15 protein-coding genes and 1 tRNA gene are annotated in these 15529 nt (G+C 66.8%); 13 read left to right on the top strand and 3 right to left on the bottom strand.

Going from position 1 to position 15529, the window contains the following annotated elements; genetic code table 11:
• Positions 1–40 precede the first annotated feature (40 nt).
• Positions 41–322, bottom strand: coding sequence for a hypothetical protein (locus ACTHNC_RS16460; protein WP_440295700.1), 282 nt, complete (start codon positions 320–322; stop codon positions 41–43).
• Positions 323–382: 60 nt separating this feature from the next.
• On the opposite strand from ACTHNC_RS16460, the gene ACTHNC_RS16455 reads away from it, so the two are divergent.
• From ACTHNC_RS16455 to ACTHNC_RS16415, 9 genes are all read left to right on the top strand, one after another.
• A complete protein-coding gene (locus tag ACTHNC_RS16455) occupies positions 383–1051 on the top strand; it encodes a response regulator transcription factor (protein ID WP_440295699.1) in 669 nt (222 codons plus the stop codon).
• On the top strand, positions 1044–1925 hold the full coding sequence (gene mshD / locus ACTHNC_RS16450) for a mycothiol synthase (RefSeq protein ID WP_440295698.1): 882 nt from the start codon (positions 1044–1046) through the stop codon (positions 1923–1925). The genes ACTHNC_RS16455 and mshD overlap by 8 nt, the downstream gene beginning before the upstream one ends.
• Before the next feature lie 41 nt (positions 1926–1966).
• Positions 1967–4147 (top strand): RNA degradosome polyphosphate kinase, encoded by a 2181-nt coding sequence (locus ACTHNC_RS16445; protein ID WP_440295697.1) that lies wholly within the window; start codon positions 1967–1969, stop codon positions 4145–4147.
• The gene (locus ACTHNC_RS16440) at positions 4144–5088 is read left to right on the top strand and encodes an NUDIX hydrolase (RefSeq protein ID WP_440295696.1); all 945 of its coding nucleotides are present in this window, start codon (positions 4144–4146) and stop codon (positions 5086–5088) included. Before ACTHNC_RS16445 ends, ACTHNC_RS16440 begins: the two co-directional genes overlap by 4 nt.
• Positions 5089–5301: 213 nt before the next feature.
• Positions 5302–6426: a phosphate ABC transporter substrate-binding protein PstS gene (gene pstS, locus ACTHNC_RS16435; protein ID WP_440295695.1), complete on the top strand. Its 1125-nt coding sequence runs from the start codon at positions 5302–5304 to the stop codon at positions 6424–6426.
• Between the two features lie 104 nt (positions 6427–6530).
• On the top strand, positions 6531–7703 hold the full coding sequence (gene pstC / locus ACTHNC_RS16430; protein ID WP_440295719.1) for a phosphate ABC transporter permease subunit PstC: 1173 nt from the start codon (positions 6531–6533) through the stop codon (positions 7701–7703).
• Complete coding sequence (gene pstA, locus ACTHNC_RS16425; protein WP_440295694.1) at positions 7700–8803, top strand: phosphate ABC transporter permease PstA; 1104 nt, start codon at positions 7700–7702, stop codon at positions 8801–8803. Before pstC ends, pstA begins: the two co-directional genes overlap by 4 nt.
• A gap of 36 nt (positions 8804–8839) precedes the next feature.
• A complete protein-coding gene (gene pstB / locus ACTHNC_RS16420) occupies positions 8840–9619 on the top strand; it encodes a phosphate ABC transporter ATP-binding protein PstB (RefSeq protein ID WP_440295693.1) in 780 nt (259 codons plus the stop codon).
• A gap of 181 nt (positions 9620–9800) precedes the next feature.
• Entirely contained in the window at positions 9801–11750 is a 1950-nt protein-coding gene (locus ACTHNC_RS16415; protein ID WP_440295692.1) for an acyltransferase family protein, read from the top strand.
• A 40-nt stretch (positions 11751–11790) separates the two neighbouring features.
• Here the strand turns inward: ACTHNC_RS16415 and ACTHNC_RS16410 are convergent, their stop codons facing one another.
• A complete protein-coding gene (locus tag ACTHNC_RS16410; RefSeq protein WP_440295691.1) occupies positions 11791–12429 on the bottom strand; it encodes a DNA-directed RNA polymerase subunit beta in 639 nt (212 codons plus the stop codon).
• 95 nt (positions 12430–12524) lie between these two features.
• Between ACTHNC_RS16410 and ACTHNC_RS16405 the strand changes: the two genes are divergently transcribed.
• The gene (locus ACTHNC_RS16405) at positions 12525–12689 is read left to right on the top strand and encodes a hypothetical protein (RefSeq protein WP_440295690.1); all 165 of its coding nucleotides are present in this window, start codon (positions 12525–12527) and stop codon (positions 12687–12689) included.
• A 196-nt stretch (positions 12690–12885) separates the two neighbouring features.
• On the opposite strand, the gene ACTHNC_RS16400 is transcribed toward ACTHNC_RS16405, so the two are convergent.
• Positions 12886–12957, bottom strand: a tRNA-Lys gene (locus ACTHNC_RS16400).
• 167 nt (positions 12958–13124) lie between these two features.
• On the opposite strand from ACTHNC_RS16400, the gene ACTHNC_RS16395 reads away from it, so the two are divergent.
• The 3 genes from ACTHNC_RS16395 to ACTHNC_RS16385 all read left to right on the top strand — a co-directional run bounded on the left by ACTHNC_RS16395 (position 13125) and on the right by ACTHNC_RS16385 (position 15526).
• Positions 13125–13454, top strand: a complete 330-nt coding sequence (locus ACTHNC_RS16395; RefSeq protein ID WP_440295689.1) for a hypothetical protein — start codon at positions 13125–13127, stop codon at positions 13452–13454.
• A 136-nt stretch (positions 13455–13590) separates the two neighbouring features.
• A complete protein-coding gene (locus ACTHNC_RS16390) occupies positions 13591–14778 on the top strand; it encodes an LLM class flavin-dependent oxidoreductase (protein WP_440295688.1) in 1188 nt (395 codons plus the stop codon).
• Between the two features lies 1 nt (position 14779).
• Entirely contained in the window at positions 14780–15526 is a 747-nt protein-coding gene (locus ACTHNC_RS16385; protein WP_440295687.1) for a CE1759 family FMN reductase, read from the top strand.
• Positions 15527–15529 lie beyond the last annotated feature (3 nt).

Raw genomic sequence — 15529 nt, 5'->3', positions numbered from 1 at the left:
TCTACGAGGTTGCCCGGGCGCGACGGGCGCACGAGGCGGCTCAGAGGTGCACCAGGGCGAGCACGAGCGTCGCGAGACCTAAGATGACGAACGATCCGGCGAGGCTCGCACCCATGCGGATGACGAATCCGCGCTTCTCCTGGGTGGCCAGCTGAACGCACATCGAGACGAGCACGGCTCCGGCCATCGCGATTCCGAGCCAGCCGAGATAGGCATGCCTACCGGCGAAGACGCCGATCAGCACGGCGGCGACGAGGGCCGCCACCCATACCCCCACGACCGAGGTCCACCGCATGGTCGGGGTGAGGGTTTCGCCGGTCACCGGACCATTGTCCATCGCGACGATAGGATCGGGATACTTCTCAACCGGGCGGGAGGTCGCGTGGCTCAACTGTTGGTGCTCACGCCCACGCCCGCGAACGAGGTGCTCGCCTCACTCGGATTGCTCTCCCACCGGGTGCGTCAGCTCGCCGCAGACACGTCGTCGCTGCTCAACGCATCGTCGTGCGACCTGATCTTCCTCGATGCCAGGCGCGACCTCGTCGGGGCGAAGGCGCTGTGCAAGATCCTGGCCACGACGGGCAACGCCGTGCCGGTCGTGCTCGTGCTCACCGAGGGCGGCCTCACGGCGGTGACGGGCGACTGGGGCGCCGACGACGTGATTCTGGAGGGCGCGGGGCCCGCGGAGGTGGATGCACGCATCCGTCTCGCCGTCGAGCGGCGCTCGAACGACCCGGCGCAGTCCAAGATCCAGGCATCAGGGGTGACGATCGACGAGGCGAGCTACTCCGCGAAGGTGCACGGGCGTCCGCTCGACCTCACGTTCAAGGAGTTCGAGCTGCTGCGGTTCCTGGCGACGCATCCGGCCCGGGTGTTCACCCGGGAGCAGCTGCTCAGCGAGGTGTGGGGCTACGACTACTTCGGTGGAACGCGCACGGTGGATGTGCACGTTCGGCGGCTGCGCGCGAAGCTCGGCGACTCGGAGTCGCTGATCGGAACCGTGCGCAACGTGGGTTACCGGTTCAACGTCGTCGACGATGAGGATGCCTGAGAGCGTGTCGTCGAGGTCCGACGACGTCGCGGGAGCGCTTGCGGTGGCCGACAACGCGCTGCTCCACGACGGCGTCGACCCGTTCAACGAGCAGAGCAGGCTCGACCTCGCGTCCGGCCGGCGGTCGGTGCGTCTCGCACGAGACAGCGGCACCGCGATCGCCGCAGCCGCCTTCGGGAACGGTGAACTCGACCTCGTCGTGCTCCCCGATGCGCGCGGGCGAGGCGTCGGGACGGCTCTGCTCGAGTCGTTGCTTCCCGACCTGGAACCGCAGGTCACGGCCTGGTCCCATGGCGACCATCCCGCGGCACGCGCCCTCGCCGAGCGCCACGGGTTCGACCTGGTGCGCACGTTGCTGCGGCTGAGGCTGCCGTCACTGGACACCCTGCCGGGCTCGCCGGCGCCCGCCGACGGCATCCGCATTCAGGAGTTCGATGCCGAGACGGATGCCTCCGACTGGCTGGCGCTCAACGCTCGGGCGTTCGCGTCGCATCCGGAGCAGGGCGGCATGAGTGCGGGCGACCTCGCCGAGCGGGAGGCGGAGGCGTGGTTCGACCCGGCGGACTTCCTCGTCGCGAGGGACACGACCGGCAGGATGCTCGGCTTCCACTGGATGAAGCTCGAACCGAACAAGGACGACGGCGAGGTCTACGTGCTGGGCGTCGACCCTGACGCGGCAGGCCGTGGCATAGGGAAGCTCCTGCTCGCGGAGGGCCTGCGCCGGATGCGGGAGAAGGGTCGCTCCTCGGCATCCCTCTACGTGGAGGGCGACAACGAGCCGGCCCTCGGGCTCTACCGTCGCTTCGGTTTCGTCGACGACGCCGTCGATGTGCAATTTCAACGACGAGGTTTCGACGAGGTGGGCCGGCGGTAAAAAGCAAGCTCAACCGACGGCGGGTTTGCCATGATGAGTGGATGGACGGCGAGGACACCCTGATCGGCACCGGGCTGAGCCCGGAGTTCGATGACGACTTCGAGCAGCCGTGGAATCCCGACCTCGATCCGAGCCTGCCGCCCGACCGTTACCTCGACCGGGAGTTGAGCTGGCTCGCGTTCAACCAGCGGGTGCTGGAGCTCGCCGAGGATCCGCTGGTGCCGGTGCTGGAGCGCACGAACTTCCTCGCCATCTTCGCCACGAACCTCGACGAGTTCTTCATGGTGCGCGTCGCGGGCCTGAAGCGACGCATCCTCACCGGCCTCGCCGTGCAGACGAACACCGGCAGGGCGCCGGTCGACGTGCTCGCCGACATCTCGGAGAAGGCGCACGAGCTGCAGGTGCGGCACGCCTTGGCGTACCACGACGGAGTGATGCCCGCGCTGGCCGAGGCCGGCATCTCGATCGCGACCTGGGACAGCCTCGACGACGCCGACCGTGAGCAGATGCGCGAGATCTTCTCGCGGCAGATCTTCCCGGTGCTGATGCCGCTCGCCGTCGACCCGGCGCATCCTTTCCCGTACATCTCCGGGCTGTCGTTGAACCTGGCGATCCGGGTGCGCAACTCGAAGACGGGCAAGGAGCAGTTCGCCCGGCTCAAGGTGCCGACGATGCTTCCACGGTTCGTGCGCATCGACCAGCGCGAGTCGATCGGGCAGATGCGCTTCATCATGCTCGAAGACCTGATCGCCCACCATCTCGGCGACCTGTTCCCCGGCATGGAGGTCCTGGCGCACCACGTGTTCCGGGTGACGCGCAACGAGGATGTCGAGATCGACGAGGACGAGACCGAGAACCTCATCCAGGCGCTCGAGCGCGAGCTGCTGCGCCGCCGGTTCGGTCCGCCGATCCGGCTCGAGGTGTCGCAGGACATGGACCCGATCACGCTCGATCTTCTGGTGCGCGAGCTCGACATCACCGAACAGGAGGTCTACCGGCTGCCCGCGCCTCTCGACCTCGGCGGGCTGTTCGAGCTCAGCCGCATCGAGCGCCCTGAGCTGCATTACCCGAACCACGTGCCCACGACGCCCGCGCAGCTGATGCCCCGCGAGCCCAACGCGAAACCGGATGTCTTCGCCTCCATCGCGCGCGGCAACATCCTGCTGCACCACCCGTACGAGTCGTTCGCGACGAGCGTTCAGGCGTTCCTGGAGCAGGCGGCACGGGATCCCCACGTGCTGGCCATCAAGCAGACGCTGTACCGCACGAGCGGTGACAGCCCGATCGTCGAGGCGTTGATCGACGCCGCGGAGCGCGGCAAGCAGGTGCTCGCGCTGGTGGAGATCAAGGCACGGTTCGACGAGCAGGCGAACATCGAGTGGGCCCGCAAGCTCGAGAAGGCCGGCGTGCACGTGGTCTACGGGCTCGTCGGCCTCAAGACGCACTGCAAGCTCGCGCTCGTCGTGCGCGAGGAGAACGGCGTGCTGCGGCACTACAGCCACATCGGCACAGGGAACTACAACCCGAAGACGTCGCGCATCTACGAGGACCTGGGCCTGCTCACCGCCGACGACCAGGTGGGCAAGGACCTCACGCGCCTGTTCAACGAGCTCTCCGGGTACGCCATCGAGAAGAAGTTCAAGCGGCTTCTCGTGGCCCCGCTGCACCTGCGCAAGGGCCTCATCAAGGCGATCGAGAACGAGCGGGCCAACGCGGAGGCTGGGCGCCCGAGCGGCATCCGCATCAAGGTGAACTCCATCGTCGACGAGGCCATCATCGACGCGCTCTACCGGGCGAGCCGCGCGGGCGTTCCGGTGGATCTCTGGGTGCGCGGCATCTGCGGTCTGAAGGCCGGACAGGAGGACTACAGCGCGAACATCCGGGTGCGCTCGATCCTCGGCAGGTACCTGGAGCACTCCCGCATCTTCGCGTTCGCGAACGACGGCGACCCCCAGGTGTACATCGGCAGCGCCGACATGATGCACCGCAACCTCGACCGCAGGGTGGAGACCCTCGTGCGGCTCGTCGGCCCCGCGCACATCGCCGAGCTCGACGACCTGTTCGACCGCGCGATGGACGAACGCACGTCGTCGTGGTGGCTCACCTCGGACGGCAGCTGGGTGCGGCACAGCCTGGACGCGAATGGACAGCCGCTGGACGATCTGCAGAATAGGCTCATGCAGGTGATCTCGCACCGACAGCGCTCGGGCAGCCGCCGGTGACCGAAACGGTCATCTACGCCGGCGGGGCGGTCTGCTGGCGCATCATCGACGGCACCCCGCACATCCTGGTCGTGCACCGGGCGAAGTACGCCGACGTGACCCTGCCGAAGGGCAAGGTCGATCCGGGCGAGTCGCTTCCGCAGGCCGCGCAGCGCGAGGTTCTCGAGGAGACCGGGCTGAAGGTGACGCTGGGCGTTCCGCTCGGCGTCACGAACTATGTCATCTCCAGCGGACGCGAGAAGTTCGTGCACTACTGGGCGGCCGAGGTGAGTGAGAAGGCCGTGCACGCCTCGACGTTCGTGCCGAACGACGAGATCGCCGCCATCGAGTGGGTGCCGCTGAAGCGCTCCCGCAAGTACCTCAGCCACGAACGCGACGCGGAGATCGTCGCGCAGTGGGCCGCCCTCTACGACGAAGGCGTCACGAAGACGTTCGCGCTCGTCGTGCTACGGCATGCGAAGGCCACCTCGAGGTCGCACTGGAGCGGCAAGGATGCCCAGCGCCCGCTCACCAAGGTGGGCGTGCAGCAGGCCGCCAGCAACGTTCCGACCATCGCGGCGTGGCGACCGAAGCGCATCGTCACGTCATCGGCCGTGCGATGCGTCGCCACCGTCGCACCGCTTGCCGCGGCATTCGGTGTGACCGTGAAGAGAACGGACGCGCTGTCGCAGGATGCCTGGGAGTCGGGCACGGCGACGGCGGGCATCCGCGAGGTGGTCGGCAAGCGCGTACGCTCCCGCAAGACGGCCGTGCTGTGCAGCCACGGGCCGGTGATCCCCGACATGCTGCGCGAGATCGCGCTCGCCACCGGCACCACGATGGGCAGCTACATCAGGGATGCCGCCGCGCTCGAGGTGGGCGAGTACTCGGTGGTGCACCTCTCGAAGAGCAATCCGGCTTCGGGCATCATCGCGATCGAGACGCACAGCCCCAGGCAGTAGGCGCCCCGTCATCCCTCACTGCGCTCTCTCGGAGCGTCGGGCGCTGTTCACCTCTCGTTCACCACGACGCGGCACTCTGGTCACGTGCCGCCCATACCGTCGCTGACGGGCCGGACACCGGCCCGTGCCGCGCGCCAGGGATGCACGCTCGCGCTGAACGAGGCATGTGAGCGTGCGACTGCCCGGCAGTCACCCACATCCGAAGGGAACACAGTGAAGTTCAAGAATGCAGCCGCCGCAGGCGCCCTGGCACTCGCCACCGCGCTCGCGCTCTCCGCGTGCTCGGGGGCCGGCGGCGGTACCGGTGACTCCACCACTGCAACGAAGTCCTCTGCCCCTGCCGACTACAGTTCGCTCTCCGGCACGATCACTGCCGGCGGTTCCAGCGCCCAGGCCAACGTGCAGCAGGCGTGGACGGCGGCCTTCCAAGCCCAGGCGGGCAACGTCAAGATCAACTACGACAAGTCGCAGGGCTCCGGCGGCGGTGTGACCAACTGGTTGAACGGCAGCTACGACTTCGCGGGCACGGACGCGGCACTCAAGCCGGACCAGTTCACGCAGGCGAAGACGACCTGCGGCCCTGATGGAGGCATCGACATTCCGGTCTACCTGTCAGGCGTCGACATCATCTTCAAGCTCGACGGCGTCAGCAAGCTGAACCTGGACTCCAAGACCATCGCTCAGATCTTCGCCGGACAGATCACGACGTGGAACGACCCGGCGATCACCGCGCTCAACAAGGGCGTGTCGTTGCCCTCCACCCCGATCTCGGTCGTGCACCGTTCCGACGGCTCCGGCACCACGAACAACTTCACCACCTACCTCCACCAGCAGCAGCCGTCCATCTGGACCTGGGATGCGGGAACCGCGTGGCCGAACAACGTCGGCAGCGGGCAGCAGGGTGGCTCCGGTGTGGTGAACACTGTGCAGGCCGGCAATGGGACCATCGGCTACGCCGACCAGAGCGATGTGGGCAAGGCGACCACGGCAGCGGTGGAGGTCGGCAACACCGGCAAGTTCGTGCAGTACAGCGCGGCCGGCGCCACCAAGTCGCTCGCGCTCTCCGGCCTCGTCTCGCCGCAAGGACCCGGCGACCTGACGGTCGCGATCGACACGACGAAGATCAATGACGCTTCTGCGTACCCGATTCCGCTCCTGTCCTACGACGTGCTGTGCAAGACGTTCAAGGACGCGAACCAGGGCAAGGTCACGGCGGCGTACATCGGCTTCGTCGCCAGCAAGATCGGACAGCAGGTCGCCGCGAAGAACGCCGGCTCCGCTCCTCTTCCCGACTCGCTGATCCAGAAGGCGGCCGAGAGCCTGAAGTCGGTCAAGTAGCCCGACGGATGAGCGCCCGCTTTCCCGACCGTTCCCGCGACTGTTGAGAGTGTCAAGTGACAGAGAATACCGCTGTGCGACCACGCTCTGACGACGCCATCGGGATACGGCCGGGGGCGGGCGCTTCCCGCGGGAGCGGGTCTCCCCGCCCCGATGCGTCCCCACGCGTCGCGAAATCGCGTCCGGCAGACCGCGTCTTCCGTTTCCTGAGCACCGGATCGGCGTCGCTGATCATGTTGATCCTCGCCGGGGTCGCGCTGTTCCTGATCATCAAGGCGCTCCCGGCGATCGCGGCGAACTGGAGCTCGTCCGATCTCTCGGAGGGCACGACGAGAGGGTTCTCCTCCTTCTGGTCGTACGTCGGACCCCTGTTGTGGGGAACTTTATGGTCGTCCGTCATCGCTCTCGTGCTGGGAACGCCGGTGGCCATCGGCATCGCGCTCTTCATCTCGCACTACGCTCCGCGTGGACTGGCCTCCGTGCTCGGCTATCTCGTCGACCTCCTCGCTGCGGTCCCGTCGGTGGTATTCGGGCTCTGGGGCATCTTCGTGATCCGCCCGTTCCTGCTCCCGTTCCAGGATTGGTTGAGCCAGTATTTCGGCTGGATCCCGTTGTTCGCCGGGCCTGTTTCGCGGACGGGATCGACCATGCTCGCCGGTGGGGTCGTGCTCGCGGTGATGATCCTTCCCATCATCACGTCGATCTCCCGGGAGATCTTCCTGCAGACGCCCCGACTGAACGAGGAGGCGGCGCTGGCCCTCGGCGCGACCAAGTGGGAGATGGTCAAGCTTGCGGTATTCCCCTATGCGAGAAGCGGCATCGTCAGCGCAACCCTGCTCGGTCTCGGCCGGGCACTCGGCGAGACGATGGCTATCGCCCTGATCATGTCGCCGGCTCTGGTCTATTCGATCAAGATCATCACCGACACGGCCAACTCGCAGACCATCGCGGCGAACATCGCGCTGAACTTTCCGGAGTCGAACCCGCTGCAACGCGACGCCCTGATCGCGACCGGTCTCGCCCTCTTCGTCGTCTCCTTGGGCGTCAACATGGTGGCGAGGCTGATCGTCGATCGCACAGCTCCGGGATCATCCGGTCCAGGGCGTCGCCGTCGTCGCCTGCAACCGCCGCCGTCGGATCCGACGGCGGTATTGGCCACGGATGCCCTCAAGAGCCCGGTACGGGTCCGCGACGAGGACGCCGCGAGACGGGCGGAGGGCGACGCAGCAACGGGCGAGCTCACACTCGAAGAGGCTGATGGGAACGTGACGCAATGACCACGACCATCGACAGGCGGCGCAGCCCTCGAGGCCCTGTCCCGAATGCGCTGACCTCCGGGCGGCTACCCCGGTTCTTCGAGCTCTACGCGCTGATCGCGTCGCTCCTCGTGTGCGGCCTGGTGCTCGCCATGATCGGATTCAATCTGGTCGGCTGGCTGGTGCTCTCCGCGGTCGTGTATCTACTCGGCGTCGGCGTGCTGTCCACGGTGGTCGAGAACCGCCGCAAGGCGACGGACCGACTGGTCCGGGGGCTTGTGGTCATCGCATTCCTGCTCGCGATGATCCCGCTCGTCTCCGCGCTGCTGACGGTCGTCGGCAAAGGCCTGCCGTCGATGACCTGGGACTTCATCAGCCGCTCCTCTGGGACGATCTTCGATCCGAAGACCCTGAAGGTGACGGTCGTCCAAGGTGCGCTGCAGTCGATCGTCGGAACCCTCATCATCACGGGCATCGCCGCCCTGATCTCGATTCCGATCGGGATCATGACGGCGATCTACCTGGTCGAGTACGCGACGCCGCGGTCGTGGATGGCCCGTACGATCACGTTCCTGGTCGACGTGATGACGGGCATCCCCTCGATCGTCGCCGGACTCTTCGCGTTCTCGCTGTTCACGCTGATCATCGGGCCGAAAGCGTTCAGCGGCCTCTCGGCCTCTGTCGCCTTGTCGGTTCTCATGATCCCGATCGTGGTCCGTTCCACGGAAGAGATGCTCAAGCTCGTGCCTCACGATCTGCGGGAGGCCTCTTACGCGCTCGGAGTCGCGAAATCGGCGACGATCACGAAAATCGTTCTTCCCACCGCCGTCGCGGGAATCGTCACGGGCGTCATGCTCGCGATCTCACGCGTCATCGGTGAGACCGCTCCGATCTTCATCGCCGCCAGCTTCACGAACAACTTCAACGCGGACCCGTTCTCCGGCCCCATGCAGACGCTTCCCGTGATGGTTTACACCGGTTACAAGTTCCCCACCCAGGACATCGCGGCTTCGTATCAGTCTGCGTGGGGCGCCGCTCTTCTGCTGGTGCTGCTCGTCGTCGTGTTCAACTTGGTGGCCAGGATCGTGGCCTGGTTCTTCGCACCGAAGGGTGCGCGGTAGCCGGCCCGACGGCATCCGCAGGAAAGGTAAAGCAAGGTGTCCAAGCGCATCAACGTGAACGACCTCAACGTGTACTACGGCGATTTCCTCGCCGTCGAGGGCGTGAGCATGACGATCGAGCCGCGCACCGTGACGGCGTTCATCGGGCCGAGCGGGTGCGGCAAGTCCACCTTCCTGCGCACCCTGAACCGCATGCACGAGGTGATCCCAGGCGCGCACGTGGAGGGTGAAGTGCTCATCGACGGCGACAACCTCTACGCTCCGGGTGTCGACCCGGTGCTGGTCAGGCGTCAAGTGGGCATGGTGTTCCAGCGCGCGAACCCGTTTCCCACGATGTCGATCCGCGACAACGTGCTCGCCGGCGTCAAGCTGAACAACCGGCGCATGTCGAAGACCGACCAGGACGACCTCGTCGAGCAGTCCCTCCAGGGCGCGAACCTGTGGAACGAGGTGAAGGACCGTCTGCACCTCCCCGGCTCCGGCCTGTCCGGAGGCCAGCAGCAGAGGCTGTGCATCGCACGGGCGATCGCGGTCTCTCCGGACATCCTGCTGATGGACGAGCCCTGCTCGGCCCTCGACCCGATCTCGACGCTCGCCATCGAGGACCTCATCGAGGAGCTGAAGAAGGAGTACACGATCGTCATCGTCACCCACAACATGCAGCAGGCGACGCGGGTGTCGGACCGCACGGCGTTCTTCAACATCGCCGGCACCGGCAAGCCGGGCAAGCTCATCGAGTACGACGACACTGCCACGATCTTCACGAAGCCGTCGGTGCAGGCGACGGAGGACTACGTGTCCGGTCGCTTCGGGTAGCGAACACGATGATGCCGGGCCGCAGAACGCCTCTCGGCGCGAGGCCGCTCGAAGCGGCGAATGATGGAGCCCGGGGTTACTGCGGCCCGGCCATACGAGTGTAACGAACTGGCACGGCGGGTATTCCCGCCCGCAGGGTCTGCGGTCGGCAGCGCTGCGCACGGGTTACACTCACAGCCCGATGTCTCCGCACACCCGACTCCCGATCTCGTCGCCGGTGCCGCCCGCCGCGACCGCACCTGCGCGCCTGCCTGGACTCGACGGGCTGCGTGCGCTGGCCGTGCTCGCTGTCATCGCCTATCACTACGTGCCCACCGCGCTTCCCGGCGGCTTCATCGGCGTCGACGTGTTCTTCGTGATCAGCGGCTTCCTCATCACCTCGTTGCTCATCGGATCCCTCGGACGTCGCGAACGGATGCGATCGTTCTGGATGCGCAGGGCTCGACGCCTTCTTCCCGCCCTCGTCGTGCTCGTGCTCGCGTGCTGCACCGCCGCCCTGTTCATAGGGCGCGACGTGCTCGCGCACATCGGCTCGCAACTGGCCGGAGCGCTGACGTTCAGCAGCAACTGGGTGTACATCGCACTGGATCAGAGCTACTTCGCACAGGGCTCGCCTCAGCTCTTCCGCAACCTGTGGTCGCTGGCCGTCGAGGAGCAGTTCTACCTGGTCTGGCCGCTGATCGTGCTGGCCCTCGTGGCGTGGATGCCGCGCCGCGGTCGCGCTACCGCGCCTCTCGTGCTGGCCCTGGCATCCATCGCCACCATGGCGGTTCTGTATAGACCGGGAGCGGACCCCAGCCGTGTCTATTACGGCACCAACACTCACTTCTTCGGGCTCGCGCTTGGAGCCGGCCTGGCGTTCGCGCTCGATCGGGCGCGACGCTGGGACCTGTATGGGCAGGAGACGGCCGCCGAACGCCTAGCCCGACGCTCGGCACCGGTGGTCGGCGTTCTCGCCCTGATCGGTCTCGCCGCCTACGCGGTGTTCGTGCACGACCGCGACGCCTTCAACTACGACGGCGGCCTGGCGCTCGTCTCCGTGCTGGCAGTCGTCGTGGTGTGGGCGGCGACGAGGCCGGCCTCGGCGCTCGGTACGGCCCTGGATGTGCGACCGCTACGTGCCATCGGGGTTCGCTCGTACGGTCTGTACCTCTGGCATTGGCCCGTGCTCGTTCTCGTCGGCGCCATCGCGTCAGCGGTGTCCGTAGGCTCCACGTCCTGGGCGGTGCCGTCGATCGCGCTGGCGATCAGCGCCGTCGCCACCGCGCTGTCGTACCGATTCGTCGAGACACCCATCCGGCGGCGTGGCTTCCGCACGCTCGTCGGACCGTTCACGAGAACATCCCGTGCCCGACCGGCGCTCTTCGGCGCCGCCTGCGTGGCGTGTGCTGCGCTGCTGGTCAGTGTGGTCGGCACGTCCGCGGCGGCCGTCGAGGGGATGAGCGGAACGGCCGCCGAGCAACAGGTTGCGGCCGGTCGGCGCGCGATCGAGCAGGCGGAGCACCAGGCGCCAGCGCCGTCGCACGCTGTGCGTTCCACCCATGCGGAAGGCGCTCCGGCATCGCCGGGCCCGACGCCGACGCCATCACCGACGCCCAGCGCGTCGGTTCCGGCCGCGTCTCCGGCTTCGGCACCCGTGGTCGCCCCGCCACCGCGCGACGGAAGCGACATCACGGCGATCGGCGATTCGGTCATGCTCGCCTCTGCGCCCGCTCTGCTCCGCGCGTTCCCGGGGATCAGCATCGACGCCGTGGTCTCGCGCTCCCCGAGGGATGCGCCCGCCCTTCTGCAACAGAAGGCCGCCGACGGAACGCTCCGCCACACCGTCATCATCGGCCTCGGGACGAACGGATACCTCGGGACGGGCACTCTGGACCGCGATCTGCAAGCCGTCGGCCCCGACCGTCGCATCGTGTTCGTGAACATCTACGCGGATCGCCCATGGCTCGGCGAGGTGAACGGCGATCTCGGAGCATTCGTCGCATCGCATCCGCAGACCACCACCCTCGCGGACTGGCACGACGCGATCGCGGCTCATCCGGAGCTACTGTCGCCCGACGGCATCCATCCCGGGTCGCAGGGCGGGATTCTCTACGCCGAGAGCGTGGCTGCGGCACTGAACAGCTTCTGACCTGATTCGAATGCTCGAATCACGCTTCACGCTGCCCGGTTCACTCCAGTGAGTCGCTGCGCCAGAGGCGTGCAGCAGCCGTGAGCTCGGCCGCAAACTCCGAGAAGCGCAAGGCTCGCCTCGTCAGCAGGCTCGCGCGCTCGGGCTCGGTCGGATCCGCGTCGTCGGCGAGGCTCGTGCACCCGGCAGCGCTGACACGGCAGAAGGCCGCAGCGCGTTCGAGCGCGACGGCGAAGTCGCCCTCGAAGACACCGCGAAGGATGCGATCGGCCAGATCGATGATCTCGCTCGGCCCGGTCGGCGTCTCGGCGCCCGCCACGACGGGGTCGATCGACTGGAGCACCTCGGTTCCACGCTGGAACTGCAGGCTGGTCGCGTGCGGATCCTCACGGATCGCCAGCCGCAGAAGGTAGATGCGCCACAGCGCGCCCGGCAGGCTGTGCGCCGCGGCACGCGACCACAGCTCGGCGATCGCGTCGATGCCGTTGTCGTCGGTGTACGAAACCAGGCGTGAGACGATCTCCGGGTCCGGATGCCTGCGCACCCTCTCGAGCAGCGCCGCCGCGGTCTCGTGCGCCACGCGACTCGTCTTGGCCGGGTCGTCTGCCCCGTGCAGGTCGTCGAACCGGAAGCCGGGGAGCTTCGTCGGCTTGTGGTACGGGCGGCTCGAATCGGTCACCCCTCAAGGATTCCGCATCTGCCGCGTGGATGCAGGCGGAGTGCGGATGTCAAGGGTCTACCCCCGGATGAGGGCCGACGATAGGGTGAAGCGTCATGAACATCCTGCTGATCATCGTGGTCATCATCGCCGTCATACTGCTCTTCACGGGTGGCTTCGTCTCGGCGGTCAACTGGCTGCTGTGGGTCGGAATCGTTCTCCTGCTGCTGGCCATCATCGCCTGGATCATCCGGGCCCTCACAGGGAGCAGGCGCGCCTGACGGGCCGCGTGTTCCCCACCGACTAAGGCGGGCGTTGCAGACAGATGTCGCGGCGTCCGCCTTTACTTCTGCCGCGCGTCCGCCCGACTGACGTCCGCTGCCGCTCTGTCAGAGGTGAGCGCTAACGTCGTTCCATCGGGGACGACAAACGAAGGAACTTTCGTGGCGACGGACATGTCGGGCGACCCGAAGACAGTGCCCCCGGAGAATTACGATATCTCGACCCACCGGTTAAAAGCCGGTTGCTCTGCCTCTGAGCTACGGGGGCGTGACACAGAGCCGCGCAAGGTGTGCGGAACGTGTTCCGAGTCTAGGGCACTCTCGGAATTCAACCGGCGAGCGCGAAGCCCTGACGGCCTGCAGAACACCTGCAAGGAGTGCAACCGGGCGGCCGCGCGACGCTACTACGCGGAGAACCGGGAGAAGCACATTCAGGTGATCGGCGCACGAAAGAAGCAGCGCCGTAAGGCGCTTCAGCGGTTCGTCGCCGAGTACCTGCGCACGCATCCATGCGTCGACTGCGGGGTGACGGATCTGCGGCTGCTCGACTTCGATCACCGACCCGGCGAGGTCAAACGGGAAGCGGTCATGAAGCTCGTCGACCTTGGTTTCAGCGAGTCGATCGTGATGAAGGAGATCGAGAAGTGCGACGTGCGATGTCGGAACTGCCACGCGATCGTGACGTATGAACGCATGGGTCGCAACTGGCGCTCCGAGGCGATGTCTATCGACGCCAGTAGTGCCGAACGGCCGGTCAACCCCTGACGCGTGATCACCAGAACTCGTGCGGTTCCTGCCGGAGCCGGGAATGATTGCAGAGGATGGTGCGTTCGGTATATATGCAAACGCATACATCGATAGTCGGGCCGTACGACCGGTCCATCTGGAAGGGGTCATCCCGATGCAGTTCGGAATCTTCTCGGTCAGCGACATCACGCGCGACCCGACGACGGGCGTCACGCCCAGTGAGGCCGAGCGCATCGACGCCACGGTGCAGCTCGCGGTCAAGGCCGAGGAGGTGGGGCTGGATGTCTTCGCCATCGGCGAGCACCACAACCCGCCGTTCTTCTCCTCATCCCCCACGACCCTGCTGTCGCACATCTCGGCCCTCACGAAGCGACTGATAGTGACGACCTCGACGACGCTCATCACAACGAACGATCCGGTGCGCATCGCTGAGGAGTACGCGATGCTGCAGCACCTGTCGAAGGGCCGCATGGACCTCATGCTCGGACGTGGGAACACCGCCCCCGTGTATCCGTGGTTCGGTCAAGACATCCGCCAGGGCCTTCCGCTCGCACTCGAGCACTACAATCTGCTGCACCGCCTCTGGCGCGAAGACGTCGTGGACTGGGAGGGACACTTCCGCACACCGCTGCAGGGCTTCACGTCGACGCCGCGCCCGCTCGACGACGTGCCGCCGTTCGTCTGGCACGGCTCTATCCGCACTCCGGAGATCGCGGAGCAGGCCGCTTACTACGGCGACGGATTCTTCGCGAACCACATCTTCTGGCCGAAGGAGCACACCCAGCGCATGGTGGATTTCTACCGGCAGCGCTTCGAGCACTACGGCCATGGCAGCGCAAAGCAGGCCATCGTCGGGCTCGGCGGTCAGACCTACATCGCGAAGAACTCGCAGGATGCCCGCGACGAGTTCCGTCCGTACTTCGACGAGGCGCCGGTGTACGGCAATGGCCCGTCCATGGAGCAGTTCACCGAGAGCACGCCACTCACTGTCGGATCGCCGCAGGAGGTCATCGACAAGACGCTGGGCTTCCGCGACTACGTCGGCGACTACCAGCGCCAGCTCTTCCTCGTCGATCACGCGGGCCTGCCGCTCGGCAAGGTGCTCGACCAGCTCGAGCTGCTCGGTGGCGAGGTGGTTCCCGTGCTGCGCCGGGAATTCGAGTCGCTGCGCGATCCCGAGGTTCCGGATGCCCCGACTCACGCGAGCCTGGTGAAGGCCAAGTACGGCGACGCCGAGCCCCGGCAGCCCCGGCCGAACGCGAACCGCGGTGACAACGTGACGGGCGGTTCGCCGTACCAGGACACCGACTCCGTCGCGGCCTCGCCGTTCGAGGAGGACTGACATGACACCGTCGCAGCCTTTCGAGCACGGTCAGCAGAACGAACAGGGCAAGACGTTCCGTCTCGCCGTGGTGAACGCCGGAATCAGCGATCCGTCGTCGACGAAGCTGCTAGGCGACCGCATCGCCCAGTCGGTTCGGGAGACGGCGGAGCGCCGAGGGCACTCCGTGCGGATCACCACGGTGGATCTGCGGGAGCTGCTGCCCGAGCTGTCGGGCGCGCTGGCATCCGGCTTGCTGGGACCTCGATTCACCGCGGCGGTCGACGCCTTGCGCGAGGCGGACGGCATCGTAGCGAGCACGCCGGTGTACAAGGCCGGCCCGAGCGGCCTGTTCAGCTCGTTCTTTCAGGTGCTGGACAACGACCTGCTGATCGCCAAGCCCGTCGCGCTCGCGGCGACCGCGGGAACCGCACGGCACGCCCTCGTCGTCGACGAGCAGATGCGGTCACTGTTCGCCTACCTTCGTGCGTTGAGCGTTCCCACCTCGGTGTTCGCGGCGACTGAGGACTGGCAGGACAACGCCCTCGGCTCCCGCGTCGACCGCGCCGCCTTCGAGCTGCTGCTGCTCATGGAGACCGGCTTCGAGCGCGAGGTGCGCGGCTCCAGCTGGCGCAGCTACCAGCACGAGTACGGGAGCGCCGGCGGAACGGAGCTGGCAATCGACCTGAACAGCGACCACATGAAGCTCGCCACCGGCGGCTCGCTGAAACCGCGGAACTCGGTGATCGAAGGCATCGACGAGGGCTGACCA

This window comes from Humibacter sp., from assembly GCF_051954055.1.
GTDB lineage: Bacteria > Actinomycetota > Actinomycetes > Actinomycetales > Microbacteriaceae > Humibacter.
The sequence above is the reverse complement of the archived record's forward strand: the minus strand, read 5'-3'. Positions and strand labels throughout refer to the sequence as shown.